Consider the following 14,699-nt stretch of genomic DNA (forward strand, 5'->3'; position numbering starts at 1 on the left):
CGGTGCTAATCCAGGTGATCCGATAATCACTGAGTTGTAGCGCTTTGTGTAGTTTAGGGTGAGGGTGTGGTGCACGAGGCGCTCAGCTCGCCAGCGACGACCCGTCCGGCTCCGGAGATGGTCTGGATCCCGGGCGGACGGTTTCGGATGGGGTCAGCTGATTTCTATCCAGAAGAAGGGCCCGTCCGATGGGTCGAGGTCGACGGGTTTTGGATCGACCAGTACCTGGTGACCGTCCGAGACTTCGATCGATTCGTCCGGGAGACCGGCCATGTGACGATGGCCGAGGTGGCACCGATGGCGGCGGACTACCCCGACGCCGATCCGGAGCTGCTGGTCCCCGGCTCCCTCGTGTTTCGCAAGGCCTCCGGGCCGGTCAGCCTCGCCGACTACCGCAACTGGTGGTCGTGGACCCCCGACGCGACCTGGCGTCATCCCGAGGGGCCGGGTAGCACCATCGACGGCAGAGACCTGCACCCGGTCACCCACGTCGCGTACTCCGACGCGGTGGCCTTCGCGACCTGGGCCGGCAAGGAACTCCCGACCGAGTCCGAGTGGGAACTCGCCGCCCGTGGCGGGCTCGACGGCGCCGCCTTCACCTGGGGCAACGAGTTCGCCCCCAAGGGCAGGATGATGGCCAACACCTGGCAGGGGGCGTTTCCCTGGCAGAACCTCCTCCTCGATGGGTACGCCGGAACCTCCCCGGTGGGAGCCTTCCCGCCCAACGGTCACCACCTCTACGACATGGCCGGCAACGTCTGGGAGTGGACCCGGGACGTCTTCACGTACCCCGCTGACCCGTCGGCGAAGGCGTGCTGTACGACGCCGGTCACCGCCGACGGACCGAGCGCGGTCATTCCTCGCCATGTCATCAAGGGCGGATCCCACCTGTGCGCCCCCAACTACTGCATGCGGTACCGGCCGGCGGCCCGGCAGGGTGAAGCGATCGACACCTCGACCTGCCACCTCGGCTTCCGGTGCGTCATTCGGTAGTACCGGAGTCACCGTCGGCCCGGCTGCGGCCAATCGGCACGAGTACCCAGAGCAGCAGCAGCCAGAGCAGGGTCAGGCCGGTCAGCGCGAGCGCGATCGGCAGCTCGAGAACGAAGTCCGTGACGAGGAGCACCGCGACGACCACGGCCAAGACCAGCAGCAACAAGCCGGTGGTGGTCATCCAGTGGGTGAAGCGGGCCAGCTCCGGATCACGCCCCTGCCGAAACAGCGCTCGGTGGAACGCCACCGGGGCGATGGTCGCCACTGCCGCGGCGGCGGTAGCGAGGAACGAGATGATGTAGAGAGTCTTCTGGAATGCGCTGGTCTCGCCGAACGCGGAGCTGAACGGGAGGGCGAGCAGGAAGGCGAAGAGGATCTGCACCCCCGTCTGCGCGATCCGTAGCTCCTGCAACAGCTCGGCGTACCGACGCCGCCAGCGGGTCTCCGACTCCTCCGCCACCCCTGCCTCCGCACTCAGTGCGGTCCGGGCCGGGAGGGAGTCTGCACCTCGCGAAACGTCCCATCCGCGACGGCGAACGGCTCGCCGTCGGCGAGGATCACGGCGCGGTCCGTCGCGCTCGCAAAGTCAAGCATCGAGTAGAGGACGACACCGGATCTCCCCTGGTAGACCTTGGGACGGTAGATCAGAATCGCCATGCGATGGTCCAGCTTCTGATACGTGTAGCTGACGCCATCGGCCACGATCCGCCCGTCCGTCGTCACATAGCACCGGTCCCGGGACTCGTAGCTGACCGTATGCGTGGAGATGTCGGCGAAGTCGCCGTGCGTGGAGTGGTGGACCCCCTTCCACTCCACGCTCCTTCCCGCCGGCGTCTCCCAGGCTTGCACGGTCGACCGTCCCTTCCGGGTGGGGAGGCTGTGCGGGGAACCGCACCATCCAGTTGCATTTTGTCACCGATGCGTTACCTCGCCGCGGGAATCGCCCAACGCACCGACACCGGTGGTGCGAGGGGGCCGACTCGGGTGCGATCTCGGATAAGGCACTATCGTGATCATGAATGGCTCAGAACCGGCCGGTGGGGCTGCCATCCGGCCGGCCACCGCCGCGGACGCGGCGGCGGTCGCGGCGGTCTACGTGCGGAGTTGGCGCGCCGCCTATGCGGAACTCCTGCCCCAGGCGGTGCTGGCGTCCCTGGACGAGGTGGACTGGGCTCGGCGCTTCTGCAGCCGGCGGGACCCGGCCCGGAGCACACTGCTGGCGTTCACCCCGGGCCGCGTCGTCGGTGTGGTGATGGCCGGGCCGGACCGGCAGGATCCGCTACTGGCCGAGATCTACGCGATCTACGTGCTGCCGGAGATCCAGGGCCAGGGGGTCGGTGCGGCCCTGCTGGACGCCGCCATCGCCCCACTCGACGCAGCGGCTGTCCGGCTCTGGTGCGCCGCCGCGAACAACAACTCCCGAAGGTTCTACGAGCGCCGGGGATTCGTCCTGGATGGGGCGACCGGCAGCTACGAGATCGGCGGTCACCGGCTGACGACCGTCCGCTACACCTGCTCGAGGTAGCGCGGGACGACGACCCGCCGCGGCCGGATTGACGGTTCCGCCCAAGCGGAGCCGGAACGTGTGGAAGGCTCACATTCAGCCGCTCGGTCCAGGGGTGATTCTGGCCCTCAGGGGACAACCGCAGACATCGGTTGCCCCAGCGCAATGCGGCGGCGGGTCGTCAGCACGCTCCGGTCGGGTCCTTACCCGAAGCGGCGAGGAGTTCGAAGATGCTGTGGGCAAAATTCTTCCGAATCCGCCAGAACCTGGTGGGGAGCCTGTGGTTCTTCCCGCTGCTGGGGCTGGTGGTGGGAGGGCTGCTCGCCCTCGCGGTCCGCGAGGTTGACGCCGTCATCACCCTGCCGTCGGCGTGGGAGTTCGAGGCGTCCGCGGCGCAGGAGCTCCTCACGATCGTGGTCGAGGTCGCCGGGGTGCTGGCCGGATTTGTGGTGTCCGTGAGCGTGGTGGTGCTCGAACTCCATGCCGACAGTTTTCCTCGCTATCTGCGGTTGTTGTACCGGGACCGATTCCACCTGGCCGTGGTGACGTTCATCCTCGGGACCGTCTCCTTCGCTTTCACGCTTCTTGCTCTGGGTGGGTCAGCGGAGATCCCGCCGCTCGGTGTCGGCATCTCGGGGATCTTCCTCATCGTCAGCTTCGTGCTCTTCGTGGTTTTTCTCAACCACTTGGTGCATCAACTGCGACCGGTGGCGGTCGCGGCCGACGTGACCAGGACCGCCCGGAAGCTGATGGCGGCGCGGGACCAGTCGGCCGGCTCGGTGGTGAGCAAGGAGGAATCGGCCGGGGAGCCAACCATGGTGATTCAGTCCCAACGATCCGGGTCGGTGCAGGCGTTGAATGAGGCAGCCCTGGTCCGCTGGGCCAGCCAGCACGGCTGTCAGCTCCGGTCAAAGGTGGCGGCCGGCGACTACCTCATCACTGGGCAACCCGTGATGGAGGTATTCGGTACGAGGCCGTCGGCTGACTCCACCGACCAGATACACGCCATGGTGGCCATGGGTACCGAGCGGACCGTCGAGCGTGACCCGGCCTTTCCGGTGCGGATTCTGGTGGACAGCGCAGCGCGGGCGCTCTCCTCGGCCATTAATGATCCGACAACAGCGGTGCAGATGATGGACTATCTGGAGGAACTGCTCCGGATGATCGGGGCGCAGCCCCTCGGCACGATGCGGTACTGCGACGAATCCGGCCAGCCACGGCTGGTTGTGCCGGGCCGGACGTGGGAGGACTACCTCACCCTGGCGGTCACCGAGATCCGTGAGTACGGGGCCAGCTCCGTCCAGGTGATGCGGCGGCTCCGCGCCATGCTCGAAGACCTTCGCGAGGTGCTTCCGGCGGACCGGCGACCAGCGGTGGACGCCGAGCTCGACCGGCTCGACCAGACCCTGGCCGCGAGTTTCGGGGGCAAGGTCGACCACGACCGGGCCGTGGTGTCGGACCGGCAGGGAATCGGCGGTCCGGGGCGGGGCTGAGGCTGCGGCTCCGAGCCCGGCTCACGGCCGGACGTATTCCGGCCACTGCTTGCCCCGTTCTCTGGTAGAACGAGAAAGGGAGGGGTGCGCGTTCTATGGGACAGTGGATCCGGCTGGTGAAGGGTGTTGTCGATGGGCAAGAGTTCTGACCAGGAATCGTTTCGGGCGCTCCGAAATCCGCGCGGCGTCGCGGTTGCGGGCATACTTTTCGCAGTGGTCTTCTCGATCAGTATCATCCTGCTTCGGTCGGCGCTTCCGAAGGAGCCTTTCGCCGATGTGGAGTGGGTGCGGCAAGAAGCTGGCCGGATGCGGGTGGCGTTGTTCCTGATCCCGTTCGCCGGAATCTTCTTCCTCTGGTTCATGGGTGTGGTGCGGGAGTACATGGGCAACCTGGGAGACTGGTTCTTCTCCACCCTGCTCATCGGGAGTGGGGTTCTCTTCCTGGCCATGATATTCGTCGCCGTCGTGGTCGCGGGGGCCATCTTGGACGGTGTCCCCGAGGGTGGGTCCCAGTCCTTGGGTACCGAGACGGTCGGGTTCGGCCGTTCGCTCATGCTCGAGGCGAGTGGGGTCTACGCGGTCCGCATGGCCGCGGTGTTCATGTTCGCCCTCGGAACGGTGGGGCTCAAGACCCGACTGATGCCGAAGTGGCTCTGGATTCTGACCTACGTTCTCGCCGTGTTGCTTCTCGTCGTCACCAACCAGAACCTCTGGTTCACGCTCATCTTCCCCGCCTGGGTTCTGCTGGTGAGCATCCGAATGTTGATCACCGGCCAGGTGGCGCCATCCGACACCGCGAAGAGTTGATCGGCAAAGTACGGGCAGGTCGCGTGTCCCGCTGTGGGAGCGGGAGAAGGAGAAGCCGTTCATGAGTAAAGAATTCAAGGGCGTCATCAATCTGGGCGCCACGGACTCGACGCCGGACTGGGACCCTTACGCCCAGCCCCAGGCTCCGAAAGGCGCGCCGAACGTGCTGGTCCTGGTCTGGGACGACACGGGCTTCGGCTCCTGGGACTTCTTCGGTGGGCCCATCGAGATGCCGAATATGAGCAAGCTCGCCAACAACGGACTGAAGTACACCCAGTTCCACACCACTGCGCTCTGCTCGCCCACCCGGGCCGCGCTGCTGAGCGGGCGCAACCACACCACGGTCGGCATGTCCTGCGTCGCCGAGGCGACCCAGGGATTCCCGGGGATGAACGGGCACATCCCCGGGGAGGCGGCTCTCATCGGCGAGATCCTGAGCGACCGGGGCTACAACACCTATGCGCTGGGCAAGTGGCACTGTGTCGCCGAAGACGAGACCAACATGGCCTCCTCCAAGCGGAACTGGCCCACCCACCGGGGGTTCGAACGCTTCTACGGCTTCCTCGGTGGAGAGGCCAACCAGTACTACCCGAACCTCGTTCAGGACCAGCAGTTCGTCGACCAGCCCGCCGACCCCGTCAGCGTGGACGAGTGGAAGGAAGGCAAGGACGGATACCTGCTCACCGCCGACCTCGTCGACCGGGCGATCGGCATGATCGGCGACGCCAAGCAGGTCGCTCCGGACCGGCCGTTCTTCATGTACTTCTGCCCCGGGGCGAACCACGCCCCGCACCACGTACCGAAGGCCTGGGCCGACAAGTACAAGGGCAAGTTCGACATGGGGTACGAGGCGATCCGGGAGAAGATCCTGGCGAAGCAGATCAAGCTGGGGATCCTCCCGAAGGGGACCGAGCTCTCACCGATCAACCCGCTCAGCGACGTACGCAGCGCGGACGGCAAACCCTCGCCCGCCAAGAGCGACGTACGGCCGTGGGATTCGCTCAATGCCGACGAGAAGAAGTTGCAGATTCGGATGGCGGAGGTCTTCGCCGGCTTCTCCAGCTACACCGACCACGAGATCGGCCGGCTGATCACCTACCTTGAGGACGCCGGAGAGCTGGACAACACCCTCATCTTCGTGATCTCGGACAATGGCGCGTCGGGTGAGGGTGGGGCGGATGGTGCCGTCAACGAGAACACCTTCTTCAACGGTGTCTCGAGCAGTATCGACGAGAACATCAAGATGCTCGATATTCTTGGTTCTCCCGGCACATACAACCACTATTCGACCGGCTGGGCCTTTGCCTTCAACACCCCGTTCAAGCTGTTCAAGCAGGACGTGTGGGAGGGGGGAATCTGCGACCCGATGATCGTGCACTGGCCGGCGGGGATCAAGGCAAAAGGCGAGCTCCGCGACCAGTACGCGCACGTCACCGACATCGTGCCCACGGTGTACGACTGCCTCGGCATCGAGTTGCCGGAGACGGTCAAGGGCTTCAAGCAGTGGCCACTGGAGGGCACCAGCTTCAAGCACACCTTCGAAAAGCCGAAGGCCAAGACCGCGAAGCAGAGCCAGTTCTACCAGATGCTGGGTACGCGGGCGCTGTGGCGGGACGGCTGGAAGGTGGACGCCCTGCACCCGAGTTCCCCGGCGGACTGGGGTCACTTCGGTCTGGACCAGTGGGCGCTCTACCACACCGATGTCGACCGTGCCGAGATCCACAACGTGGCCGACCAGCACCCCGAGCTGGCCGCGGAGTTGGCGGCGCTCTGGTATCACCAGGCCGGCAAGTTCTTTGGTCTACCGGTGGACGACCGGGCCATTGCCGAGTTGCTCAGCACGCCGCGACCGCAGGTGGCGCCGTCGCGAGACCACTACGTCTACTATCCGAACACACTGGAGGTTCCCGAGGCGGTAGCGGTCAACATCCGGGGGCGGTCCTACATCCTGGCAGCCGATGTGGTCATCGATGGTCCCGACGCGGAAGGTGTCCTCTTCGCGCAGGGCTCCAACTTCGGCGGGCACGCCCTCTACCTCAAGGACGGCAAACTGAAGTACGTCTACAACTACCTGGGGGAGAAGGAACAGGTCATCGCCTCGAACGTTGACGTGCCGAAGGGGAAGGTGGTGCTCGGCGTCGCGTTCGAGAAGGAGAAGCTGATCACTCCACCCGGCTCCGACCGGCCCAGTGCCTGCATCGGCAACGCCTCACTGTTCATCGGCAAGAAGAAGGTGGGTGAGTGCAAGGGAATGCAGACCCAACTTGGCAAGTTCGCCCTCGCCGGGGAAGGCTTCAACGTCGGTCAGGACCGCGGCGCACCCGTCACCTATGACTACTCCGGCGCCCGTCCCTGGAAGCTGACCGGCGCCACGATCAAGCAGGTCATCGCGGATGTCTCCGGTGAGGCCTACGTTGACGTCGAGCGGGAGGCGGCCGCCATGATGGCCCGCGACTGAGCGCGACCGACAGCTCCGACGGCTGGCTGGGGTCGCTGGAGCTCGGGCGTGGGGGTATCCGCTGTCTGGCGGATACCCCTGCACTATCCGAGGACGTGAGCGAGTTCCGGCGCCATGCTGACGGTGGCGAATCGCACCGTGCGGCCGACGAAGCACGTGACCGCGAACACGCTCACCGTCATCCGGGTCGAGCTGATGCAGAAGACGACCAGCAGAAGTGGGGGCAGGCCGACCGCCGCTTAGCAACACCACCGGTACCGCCACGAAAGGCCGGTCGAGCAGGGCGATGAGTCGGTTGTTCCAGCGGCGGGTCACCGTGACGACGACGGCGATCGACCGGCGGATGGCCGTGCGGACCGTCGTGCGGGGCGGCTGGGCCGCAGCCTCCACGGCGCCGAAGCCCGGCCCGCTCGGCCCTGTCCCTCGCGGCGCTCCCGCCATGGTCACCACTGCCGGCGCCGGCTCCGGCGCCCGCGCGAAGCGGGCGCTGTGCCGCTGTAGCCAGCGGTGCAGCCGCACGGAGCGGAGGGTGCCGCGTAGGCCCAGCAGCATCAGTGCCTTGCCGATGGTCTGCCCGGCGCCAGCGGTGACACCCAGCAGGAAGGCGTTCTGTCCGGTTACGGCGGCCGCGCCGATGAGGTATGGCTCCACTGGAACCGCGGGGATGAAGGCCGAGGTGAGCGCCATCAGGAAGGTCGCGATCCCTGCCTCGATCATGATTCGGCCCCGTTCCTGCGGACCGGGACCAGCCGCCGTACCACCACCAGGGATACGACCTTGATCACGACCACCGCCAGGGCCAGCGCGAGCGGTGGCCAGGGGCTCGGCACGAGGAGCACGAGCAGCACCAGAGCGCTGGTGTTGGTGGCCTTTGCCGCCGGGGACCAGTTCCACCGGAAGACGCCATGGTGTACGTGGAAGAAATAGTTCGGACTCAGTAGCCCGAACCGTAGAAACGACAGGCTGAGGACCAGATCTACGACGACAAACTGCAGCAGAAAGACTGCGACAGGAGCCACCATTCCTGGTCGTACCTGCAGCAGCGGGATGATGCAGAGGACGCAGCAGAGCCGATCGGCCAGGATGTCAAAGACCGCGCCGAGGCGGGTCTCCTGGTTCATTCGGCGGGCCGTCCAGCCGTCCAACATATCGCCGACCCAGTAGACAAGATATGCGGCTACCGCCAGGACTGGGTCCCGGGTGGCGACCGCGGCGATCGCGACGGTGACCGCGCCGATCGTGCGTACCGCGGTCACCGTGTTAGCGGCCTGCACTATCCGAGCCGGGAGGGGCGCCACCGCCGCCACTGGGCCCGGGGAGCTGCGCTCGTCGGCGCTGCCCTCCCGGTTCGCCGCCGTGAAGTTGCCGATCGGGCCGCTATGCTCAGAGGATCTTGATCTCGGCACGAGGCGAAAATGATCATTCTGATTCACACCTCCAAGGCGATGCGGCCGGCGCCCCAGGGCGGCGCGACCCTCACCGTGCCCGCCCTACGGGACCGGGCCGAAGAGCTAGCGGCATACCTCAAGACCCTCTCGGTGGAGCAGCTCGCCGCCGTCATGGAGCTCTCCCCGGAGCTGGCTGACCGAACGCACGGGCTCTTCGCCGACTGGGGTACCGATCCAGAGCGGCAGTCACCGGCGATCGACAGCTTTGCCGGTGACATCTACAGCGGGCTCCGCGCCTGCGACCTCACCCCCGCCGACCGGGCGTACGCCGAAGGTCGGTTGCGAATCCTCTCTGGGCTGTACGGCATCTTGCGCCCGGACGATGGCATCCAGCCGTACCGGCTGGAGATGGGCTATCGCCTGCCGGATCCGCCGTATGCCAACCTCTACCAGTTCTGGGGCGATGCTGTTGCCCGGTGCCTTCCGCCGACCGGCGTCATCATTGATCTGGCCGCCATCGAGTACAACCGGACCGTCACCCGGTTTCTGCCCCGCGACCGGTTCGTCAGCCCCCGCTTCCTGACGGTCAACCCGAAGACCGGCGAGCCGCGGTTCGTTGTCGTGCACGCCAAGATCGCCCGCGGTGCCTTCGCCCGGTGGCTGCTGACTGCTCAGGTTGAGGACCCGGCGGACATCGTCGACTTCGCCGAGATCGGCTACCGCTATGAGTCGGCTCTCAGTAGGCCCCGCCAGCCTGCTTTCGTCTGTCAGGAGTTCGGGGGTAAGGGGCTCAGCGTCCGACGGCACGATCTGGGCTGAGCGGTCAGGTCTGCTGGGGTTGCCGCGGGCCGCGGCCCTTTCGTTGGCGGGGCCAGATCCAGGCGGCCAGCACCGCGCCGACTACCGCGATCACACCACCGAGCACGAGGGCTGTCGACACTCCGTCCGAGAATGCCTGGTGGTAGGCCGTGATCACGAGGCTCCGCTCGCTCGCTGGCAGCTTGTCGAGGACGGCGTTCGCCGTCTGGGAGTTGGTCAGCGCGTTGACGACCTGGTTGGACTCGGCTTCGGTAAGCCCGGCCGCGGTGCTCACCGGGGCGGCCTCGGCCCGACCGAAGCGGGTGGTCGCGGCGGTAAGCAGGACAACGCCGAGCGCGCCCCCCAGCATGCTGCTGGTCTTGTAGAGCCCGGACGCGGCGCCGGCGAGGGCGACCGGTGGGCCGCCGACGATGGTGTCGGCCACGGGTACGGAGAGTATGCCCAGCCCGGCACCGATGATGAGTAGGCCCAGGATCACCGCGAGCACCGACAGGGAGGGCAGTAGGGCGCTGATGGCGAAGCCGCCGACGCCGACCAGGACGAGGCCCCAGACCGAGGGGGAACGGGCGTCGTGTCGGGTGACGATCCGTGCGCCGATGGAGTTGAACACCAGGATAGTTCCGGCGGCCGGAACCAGGAGCAGGCCGGCCGTGAACGCGCTGTAGCCCCGGACATCCTGTAGGTAGAGGGACAGCACGAAGAGGGTGCCGGCGAAGGACATGTTCATCGTCAGGTTGACGATGAGAGCGCCGTCAAAGCTGCGGGTGCGGAACAGCCGTAGATTCACCAGTGGGTCGGTGATTCTCAACTCGACGAAGACGAACGCCACGGCGAGCGCCGCGGTGGCGCCGAAGAGAGCGATGATCAGCGGATCGGTGAAGCCGACCTGTTGCCCCTCGGTCAGCGCGAAGAGCAGGCACAGTGCGGCCCCGGCCCCGGTGACCAGCCCGATTAGGTCGATCCGTCCATTGCCCCTGTGCGCCTCGGGTGCGTTTCGTTTGGTCACGACGTACAGGACGAGTACCACCGGTGCGGTCAACCAGAACAGTGACCGCCAGCCCAGCAGAGTGGTCAGGGTTCCACCGATGGCTGGCCCGATCGCCTGCCCGGCCCAGGTCGCCGCGGCCCACGCGGCGAAGGCCGGGGGCTGTTCGGTCCGTTTGAAAAGCGCCGGGATCATCGCCAGGGTGGCGGGCAGGATGAGTGCGCTCCCGGGGCCCATCAGGGCTCGGCCGGCGATGAGGCCGGCGAGGTTGGGCGTGAAGGCGGTCGCCAGGGCGGCGACACCGAAGATCACCAGGCCGAGCAGCAGCATCTTTCGATGACCGTGTAGGTCGGTGAGGCGACCGCCGGCCAACAGGAGTGTTCCGCAGGCGATGCTCAGGGCGTTGTTCGCCCACTGCATATCGGTCAGATTGACGTTCAGCTCGGTGGCGATGGTCGGCAACGCCACCCCGAGGTTGGAGAACGCGAGCCATACCAGTGTGGCGGCGGTGCAGAGGCTGATCAGGGCGGCCCGTCGGGACGGCGATGACCGGCGGGACCGGGAGTGCATAAACCCGACAATATAGGAAAGTGCTCTACCAGGTGGTCGTAAGCTAGGTGTGGTCGGGTCAGTCTGGACGGCGGGCCGCGCCGGGGTTCGGCGATGGTGCTGCGCTGGGTGCCGAACCCGGTGCGCGGGCGCTGGTGGCGGTGGCGTGGTATCGGCGGGAATGCTGGGCCGGCCAGCACGACCACAAAAAGTCGTCGTGCCCGCAATTGATGGCCTCGGTTCTCGACATGGCACGGGGGCGGCGGGGATAGACGGTTCCAGAAACTTCGCCGTCGGCGCTCGGTGGCCCGGATCGGCGGTCTGAGGAACAGCCACGGCGGGTGTGGTAGCCGCTACCCACGGGAAAGATTTGGTGGTCGGGCGAATCCCGCCTGTGGGTCCTTTAGCAACTACCCTGTCTGGATGCTAATGTCCTCGTCTTCGTACTCGTGAAATGGAGCTAACCCGAGCATGGCGCGACAGGTAATCACCCAACTGATTGACGACCTAACCGGTGGCGAGGCCGACCAGACGATTGAGTTCGGTCTCGACGGCAGGGCATACACCATCGAACTATCGGACGAGAACGCATCCACACTTCGGCAGGCGCTTGCCCCCTATATCGCCGTTGGTCAGCGCGTCGGCAGGGCCAGTGGCCACGGTGGGATCACGAGGGCGGTGCGGGGAGCCGCAGCGACCGCGCAGCGCTCCACCCGCGCGCGTAACGAGGAGATCCGGGAGTGGGCGCGGGCCAACGGATACCAGGTTTCGGACCGCGGACGCATCCCGGTCGGCGTGATGGAGGCGTACGACAAGCAGTAGAGGGCCGGCGGTTGGTTTGCCCGCAATGGCCCCGGTTGAGCTAGCCCCGACACAGCACGAAGGGCCCCGGACCGGGGCCCTTCGCTGTGTCCCACCCGCGTTGGCCCGGGCTGCGAAGCCTCTTCCCTCGGCGAAGGGGCTTTACCATCGGTTGGTGTCACCGTGCGGGGCGCGCTGGCCGTTGGTGCGGGGAGGTGTGGTCGGTCACCGGCCCCAGCCCGGGCCACGCCGCGCCGAAAAGGAGATGACCATGGGAAGTGAGCTGGCCGAGATCCTGGACGCCGTGGCCGCCGGGCGCTTTCCGGCACCGGACGGCGGGATGACCGTGCTGCCGCAGCCCTGCGACCGCGACGCCGGGGTGATCGCGTTCACCGCCCACTCCGTGGTCTTCACCAACGAGGATCCGCGCTGGGTCCGTGGAGTTCTGGCCGCTCTCGACTGCGACCCCCTGGCGGCCACGATGCATCCACACTTCCTGGGCGCCCTGCTCGAGCGCACCGGACGTCGCATGGACACGATCGACCTACTGACGGTCGCAAGCTCGCTGGCGGGTGCACCACCGCTGCGGCTCACCGAGCTCACCGACGCCGCCCATCCCCGGGAAGCCCGGGCGCGCCAGCATCGGGACGACATCCGGGTCTGGGCAGCCGACGGGGGAGTGGTCATCCTTGGCCGGGGCGTGGCCGGACGATGGGAGGCGGCGATCGAGGTTGACGAGGGACGGCGCGAAGCGGGCCTCGGACGGGAGTTGGCGAGGGCTGCGCGGCACCTGGTGCCGACCGGGCAGCCGGTCTGGGCGCAGCAGGCAGCGGGCAACGCCCGCAGTGTACGCGCGTTCCAGGCGGCGGGGTTCCGACCGGTCGGCGCAGAAGCACAGCTCTTCGAGAGGTAGCGACGCGCAGGCCGGACGGGGTGGCCTCGTTGCCGGAAGGTACTTCCGGCGCCGTTGATGCCGCCGGGCTGGCCGGTGAACGGGCCGGCGACGCGGGTGGCGGTCGCCGCTGACCGGACGGTAACACCCGCTCCCCGGGGTTGGTCGTCCACTGTGATCTTTCCCGTCGGTGACGTAAACGACAGTGTCGCAGTCACGGGTGCCCCCGACGCAGGTGTTGACAGGAGCACCGAACGTGAGCGTAAGATCGACTCTGCGCTGAGAAACATGTGTTTAGTGGAAGCTCTGCACACCGAACGCACGTTTCCAGAGCCATCTGGCGACGGGTCGCTGACCCGGACGGGGATTGCCAGCGGGATGGATCAGCTCCACTCGGAGCGCAACGGGGGGATGCATCCCGCAGCACTCGCTGCCCGGCTCGGCTGGCATGCCGCCGGAGTCAGGGCCAATGGCCCCCCGACACCGTCGGATCCAGAGGTGCTGGGCTGGCCAGGTGGCGTGACGCCTCCTGGCGGCCCCAGCGACCAGCGCCAGGCCCCGAGCAGCACCCCGACCGGCGCGGTGAGACTGGTCAGCGAACGACCAACCGTTCTTCGTCATTCGACTATCCCCAGGCGCACGCAAGCGTGGCCTACCTGCGACTGACCCCCACCCTCGGCAGACCGGACGATCGCGGTGGGGCTGTCGTCGAGCCCGTGGCGTCGCGGTGGCGGCGATCAGCGACTAGGCGCGGGTGAACCTGCCACCACCGCGGTCGGGTCGGAGGCACAGCGCCTCAGCTGATCGTGGCTCCGGTCATGCTGGAGCCCGGCCCCGAGCAGCCGCGTCCGCACCGGTGGCTCCGAGCGGGGCGAGGGCAACCGCGGCGCCGGTCACCGAGATTCCGGTTCCGGGCTGGTCGGGGATGCCGACGGTGAGCAGACTTGGACGGCCCATCTCCTGACCCTGGTACACGGTTACCGTCGTGGGCGGCGCGACCAGGCCGAGCTCGCGCAGGTAGCCGCCGAGCGCCGCGGCGGCCGCACCGGTGGCGGGGTCCTCCACGACGCCCCCGGGGGGAAACGGGTTCCGCGCGTGGATGACCTGTGCGGACTCCCGGTGCACCAGGTTGATGGTGGTCCAGTCCCGCTCGGCCATCAGGTTGGTCAGCGCTGCCATGTCGTAGTCCAGGTCGGCCAGGCGGGCTCGGCTTCCAGCGGCGATGATCGGGTGCCATGCCCCGGCGAAGGCGACCCGTGGTGGCAGCGTCGTCGCCAGGTCCTCCGGCTTCCAGCGCAACGCGTCGAGTAGTGCCGCGAAGTCGTCCGCGGCGATCGGCTGGGTGCGTGGTTCGACGCTGACCAACGTCGCGGTGATGGTGCCGTCCGCCCGTACCGTGGTGGAGACCTCGACCGGGCCGGCAGGGGTGCTCAGATGCAACACTCCTGAGCCGTGTCGCGCGGCGTACGCCGCGGCTGACGCGATGGTCGCGTGGCCACAGAACGGGACCTCTGCTTTGGGACTGAAGTAGCGAACCGTGAAATGCCCGGCGTCGCCGGGCACGAGGAACGCCGTTTCGGAATACCCGACTTCGGCCGCGACGCGCTGCATCTCCGCGTCGTCAGCACCGGTGGCGTCCAACACGACACCAGCCGGATTGCCGCCGGCGGGATCGGTGGTGAACGCGGCGAACCGCAGGATCTCCATGATCGCGATTCTAGGGTGGAGTCTCCCTGTGACCGAGTGCCAATTGACTCCCGGTGGTCACCGCCGGGGTAGTTCGATGCTTGTTGCCTGGGTGGGTGCGACATAGAGTCCGGTATTAAATCCGAGTTCACCCGGTCTCCAGCTAGATTCGGCTGAATCCGGGTGATCCAATGTCCGTGGCTGGCTCGAGAGTCAGCTCCCGCAGCGGGCGGACGCTTCCGGGGTAACGCCAGCGCTTCGCCCGGCACGTTGGGGTGAGTCGGTTCGAATGATCCGGCCGTCTGTTGGTGTCACCCATATGGT

At 67.1% G+C, this 14,699-nt stretch carries 13 protein-coding genes and 1 pseudogene; 8 read left to right on the forward strand and 6 right to left on the reverse strand.

What is annotated here, in order from left to right; genetic code table 11:
• Positions 1 to 117 precede the first annotated feature (117 nt).
• Positions 118 to 993, forward strand: coding sequence for a formylglycine-generating enzyme family protein (locus tag K228_RS0109220; protein WP_188116183.1), 876 nt, complete (start codon positions 118 to 120; stop codon positions 991 to 993).
• On the opposite strand, the gene K228_RS0109225 is transcribed toward K228_RS0109220, so the two are convergent.
• Entirely contained in the window at positions 983 to 1,453 is a 471-nt protein-coding gene (locus K228_RS0109225) for a DUF6328 family protein (RefSeq protein ID WP_025618189.1), read from the reverse strand. The two genes, K228_RS0109220 and K228_RS0109225, sit on opposite strands and share 11 nt — an antisense overlap.
• A 14-nt stretch (positions 1,454 to 1,467) precedes the next feature.
• Positions 1,468 to 1,809, reverse strand: coding sequence for a hypothetical protein (locus K228_RS0109230; protein WP_025618190.1), 342 nt, complete (start codon positions 1,807 to 1,809; stop codon positions 1,468 to 1,470).
• Between the two features lie 199 nt (positions 1,810 to 2,008).
• On the opposite strand from K228_RS0109230, the gene K228_RS25450 reads away from it, so the two are divergent.
• The 4 genes from K228_RS25450 (at position 2,009) to K228_RS0109250 (ending at position 7,255) form a co-directional block, all read left to right on the forward strand.
• Positions 2,009 to 2,518, forward strand: a complete 510-nt coding sequence (locus tag K228_RS25450; RefSeq protein ID WP_025618191.1) for a GNAT family N-acetyltransferase — start codon at positions 2,009 to 2,011, stop codon at positions 2,516 to 2,518.
• Between the two features lie 209 nt (positions 2,519 to 2,727).
• Positions 2,728 to 3,990 (forward strand): DUF2254 domain-containing protein, encoded by a 1,263-nt coding sequence (locus K228_RS0109240; RefSeq protein WP_025618192.1) that lies wholly within the window; start codon positions 2,728 to 2,730, stop codon positions 3,988 to 3,990.
• Between the two features lie 132 nt (positions 3,991 to 4,122).
• Complete coding sequence (locus tag K228_RS0109245; protein ID WP_025618193.1) at positions 4,123 to 4,797, forward strand: hypothetical protein; 675 nt, start codon at positions 4,123 to 4,125, stop codon at positions 4,795 to 4,797.
• 61 nt (positions 4,798 to 4,858) lie between these two features.
• Positions 4,859 to 7,255 (forward strand): arylsulfatase, encoded by a 2,397-nt coding sequence (locus K228_RS0109250; protein ID WP_025618194.1) that lies wholly within the window; start codon positions 4,859 to 4,861, stop codon positions 7,253 to 7,255.
• 83 nt (positions 7,256 to 7,338) lie between these two features.
• Here K228_RS0109250 and K228_RS29420 read toward each other — a convergent pair.
• Both K228_RS29420 and K228_RS0109260 read right to left on the reverse strand, forming a co-directional pair.
• Positions 7,339 to 7,972, reverse strand: a pseudogene (locus K228_RS29420) (hypothetical protein).
• A complete protein-coding gene (locus K228_RS0109260) occupies positions 7,969 to 8,532 on the reverse strand; it encodes a CDP-alcohol phosphatidyltransferase family protein (RefSeq protein ID WP_025618195.1) in 564 nt (187 codons plus the stop codon). The pseudogene K228_RS29420 and the gene K228_RS0109260 overlap by 4 nt, the downstream one beginning before the upstream one ends.
• Positions 8,533 to 8,670: 138 nt before the next feature.
• On the opposite strand from K228_RS0109260, the gene K228_RS0109265 reads away from it, so the two are divergent.
• Complete coding sequence (locus tag K228_RS0109265) at positions 8,671 to 9,462, forward strand: YaaA family protein (protein WP_025618196.1); 792 nt, start codon at positions 8,671 to 8,673, stop codon at positions 9,460 to 9,462.
• A gap of 4 nt (positions 9,463 to 9,466) precedes the next feature.
• On the opposite strand, the gene K228_RS0109270 is transcribed toward K228_RS0109265, so the two are convergent.
• Entirely contained in the window at positions 9,467 to 11,017 is a 1,551-nt protein-coding gene (locus K228_RS0109270; protein WP_025618197.1) for an MFS transporter, read from the reverse strand.
• A gap of 450 nt (positions 11,018 to 11,467) precedes the next feature.
• Here K228_RS0109270 and K228_RS0109275 point away from each other — a divergent pair, with 450 nt between their 5' ends.
• Together K228_RS0109275 and K228_RS0109280 are read left to right on the forward strand one after the other, a co-directional pair.
• Positions 11,468 to 11,818, forward strand: a complete 351-nt coding sequence (locus K228_RS0109275; RefSeq protein ID WP_018223563.1) for a histone-like nucleoid-structuring protein Lsr2 — start codon at positions 11,468 to 11,470, stop codon at positions 11,816 to 11,818.
• Between the two features lie 250 nt (positions 11,819 to 12,068).
• Entirely contained in the window at positions 12,069 to 12,710 is a 642-nt protein-coding gene (locus K228_RS0109280) for a GCN5 family acetyltransferase (protein WP_033776694.1), read from the forward strand.
• A 795-nt stretch (positions 12,711 to 13,505) separates the two neighbouring features.
• Here K228_RS0109280 and K228_RS0109285 read toward each other — a convergent pair.
• Complete coding sequence (locus K228_RS0109285; protein WP_025618199.1) at positions 13,506 to 14,396, reverse strand: PhzF family phenazine biosynthesis protein; 891 nt, start codon at positions 14,394 to 14,396, stop codon at positions 13,506 to 13,508.
• Positions 14,397 to 14,699: the final 303 nt, after the last annotated feature.

It is taken from the genome of Salinispora cortesiana, from assembly GCF_000484695.1.
GTDB classification, from domain to species: Bacteria; Actinomycetota; Actinomycetes; order Mycobacteriales; family Micromonosporaceae; genus Micromonospora; species Micromonospora cortesiana.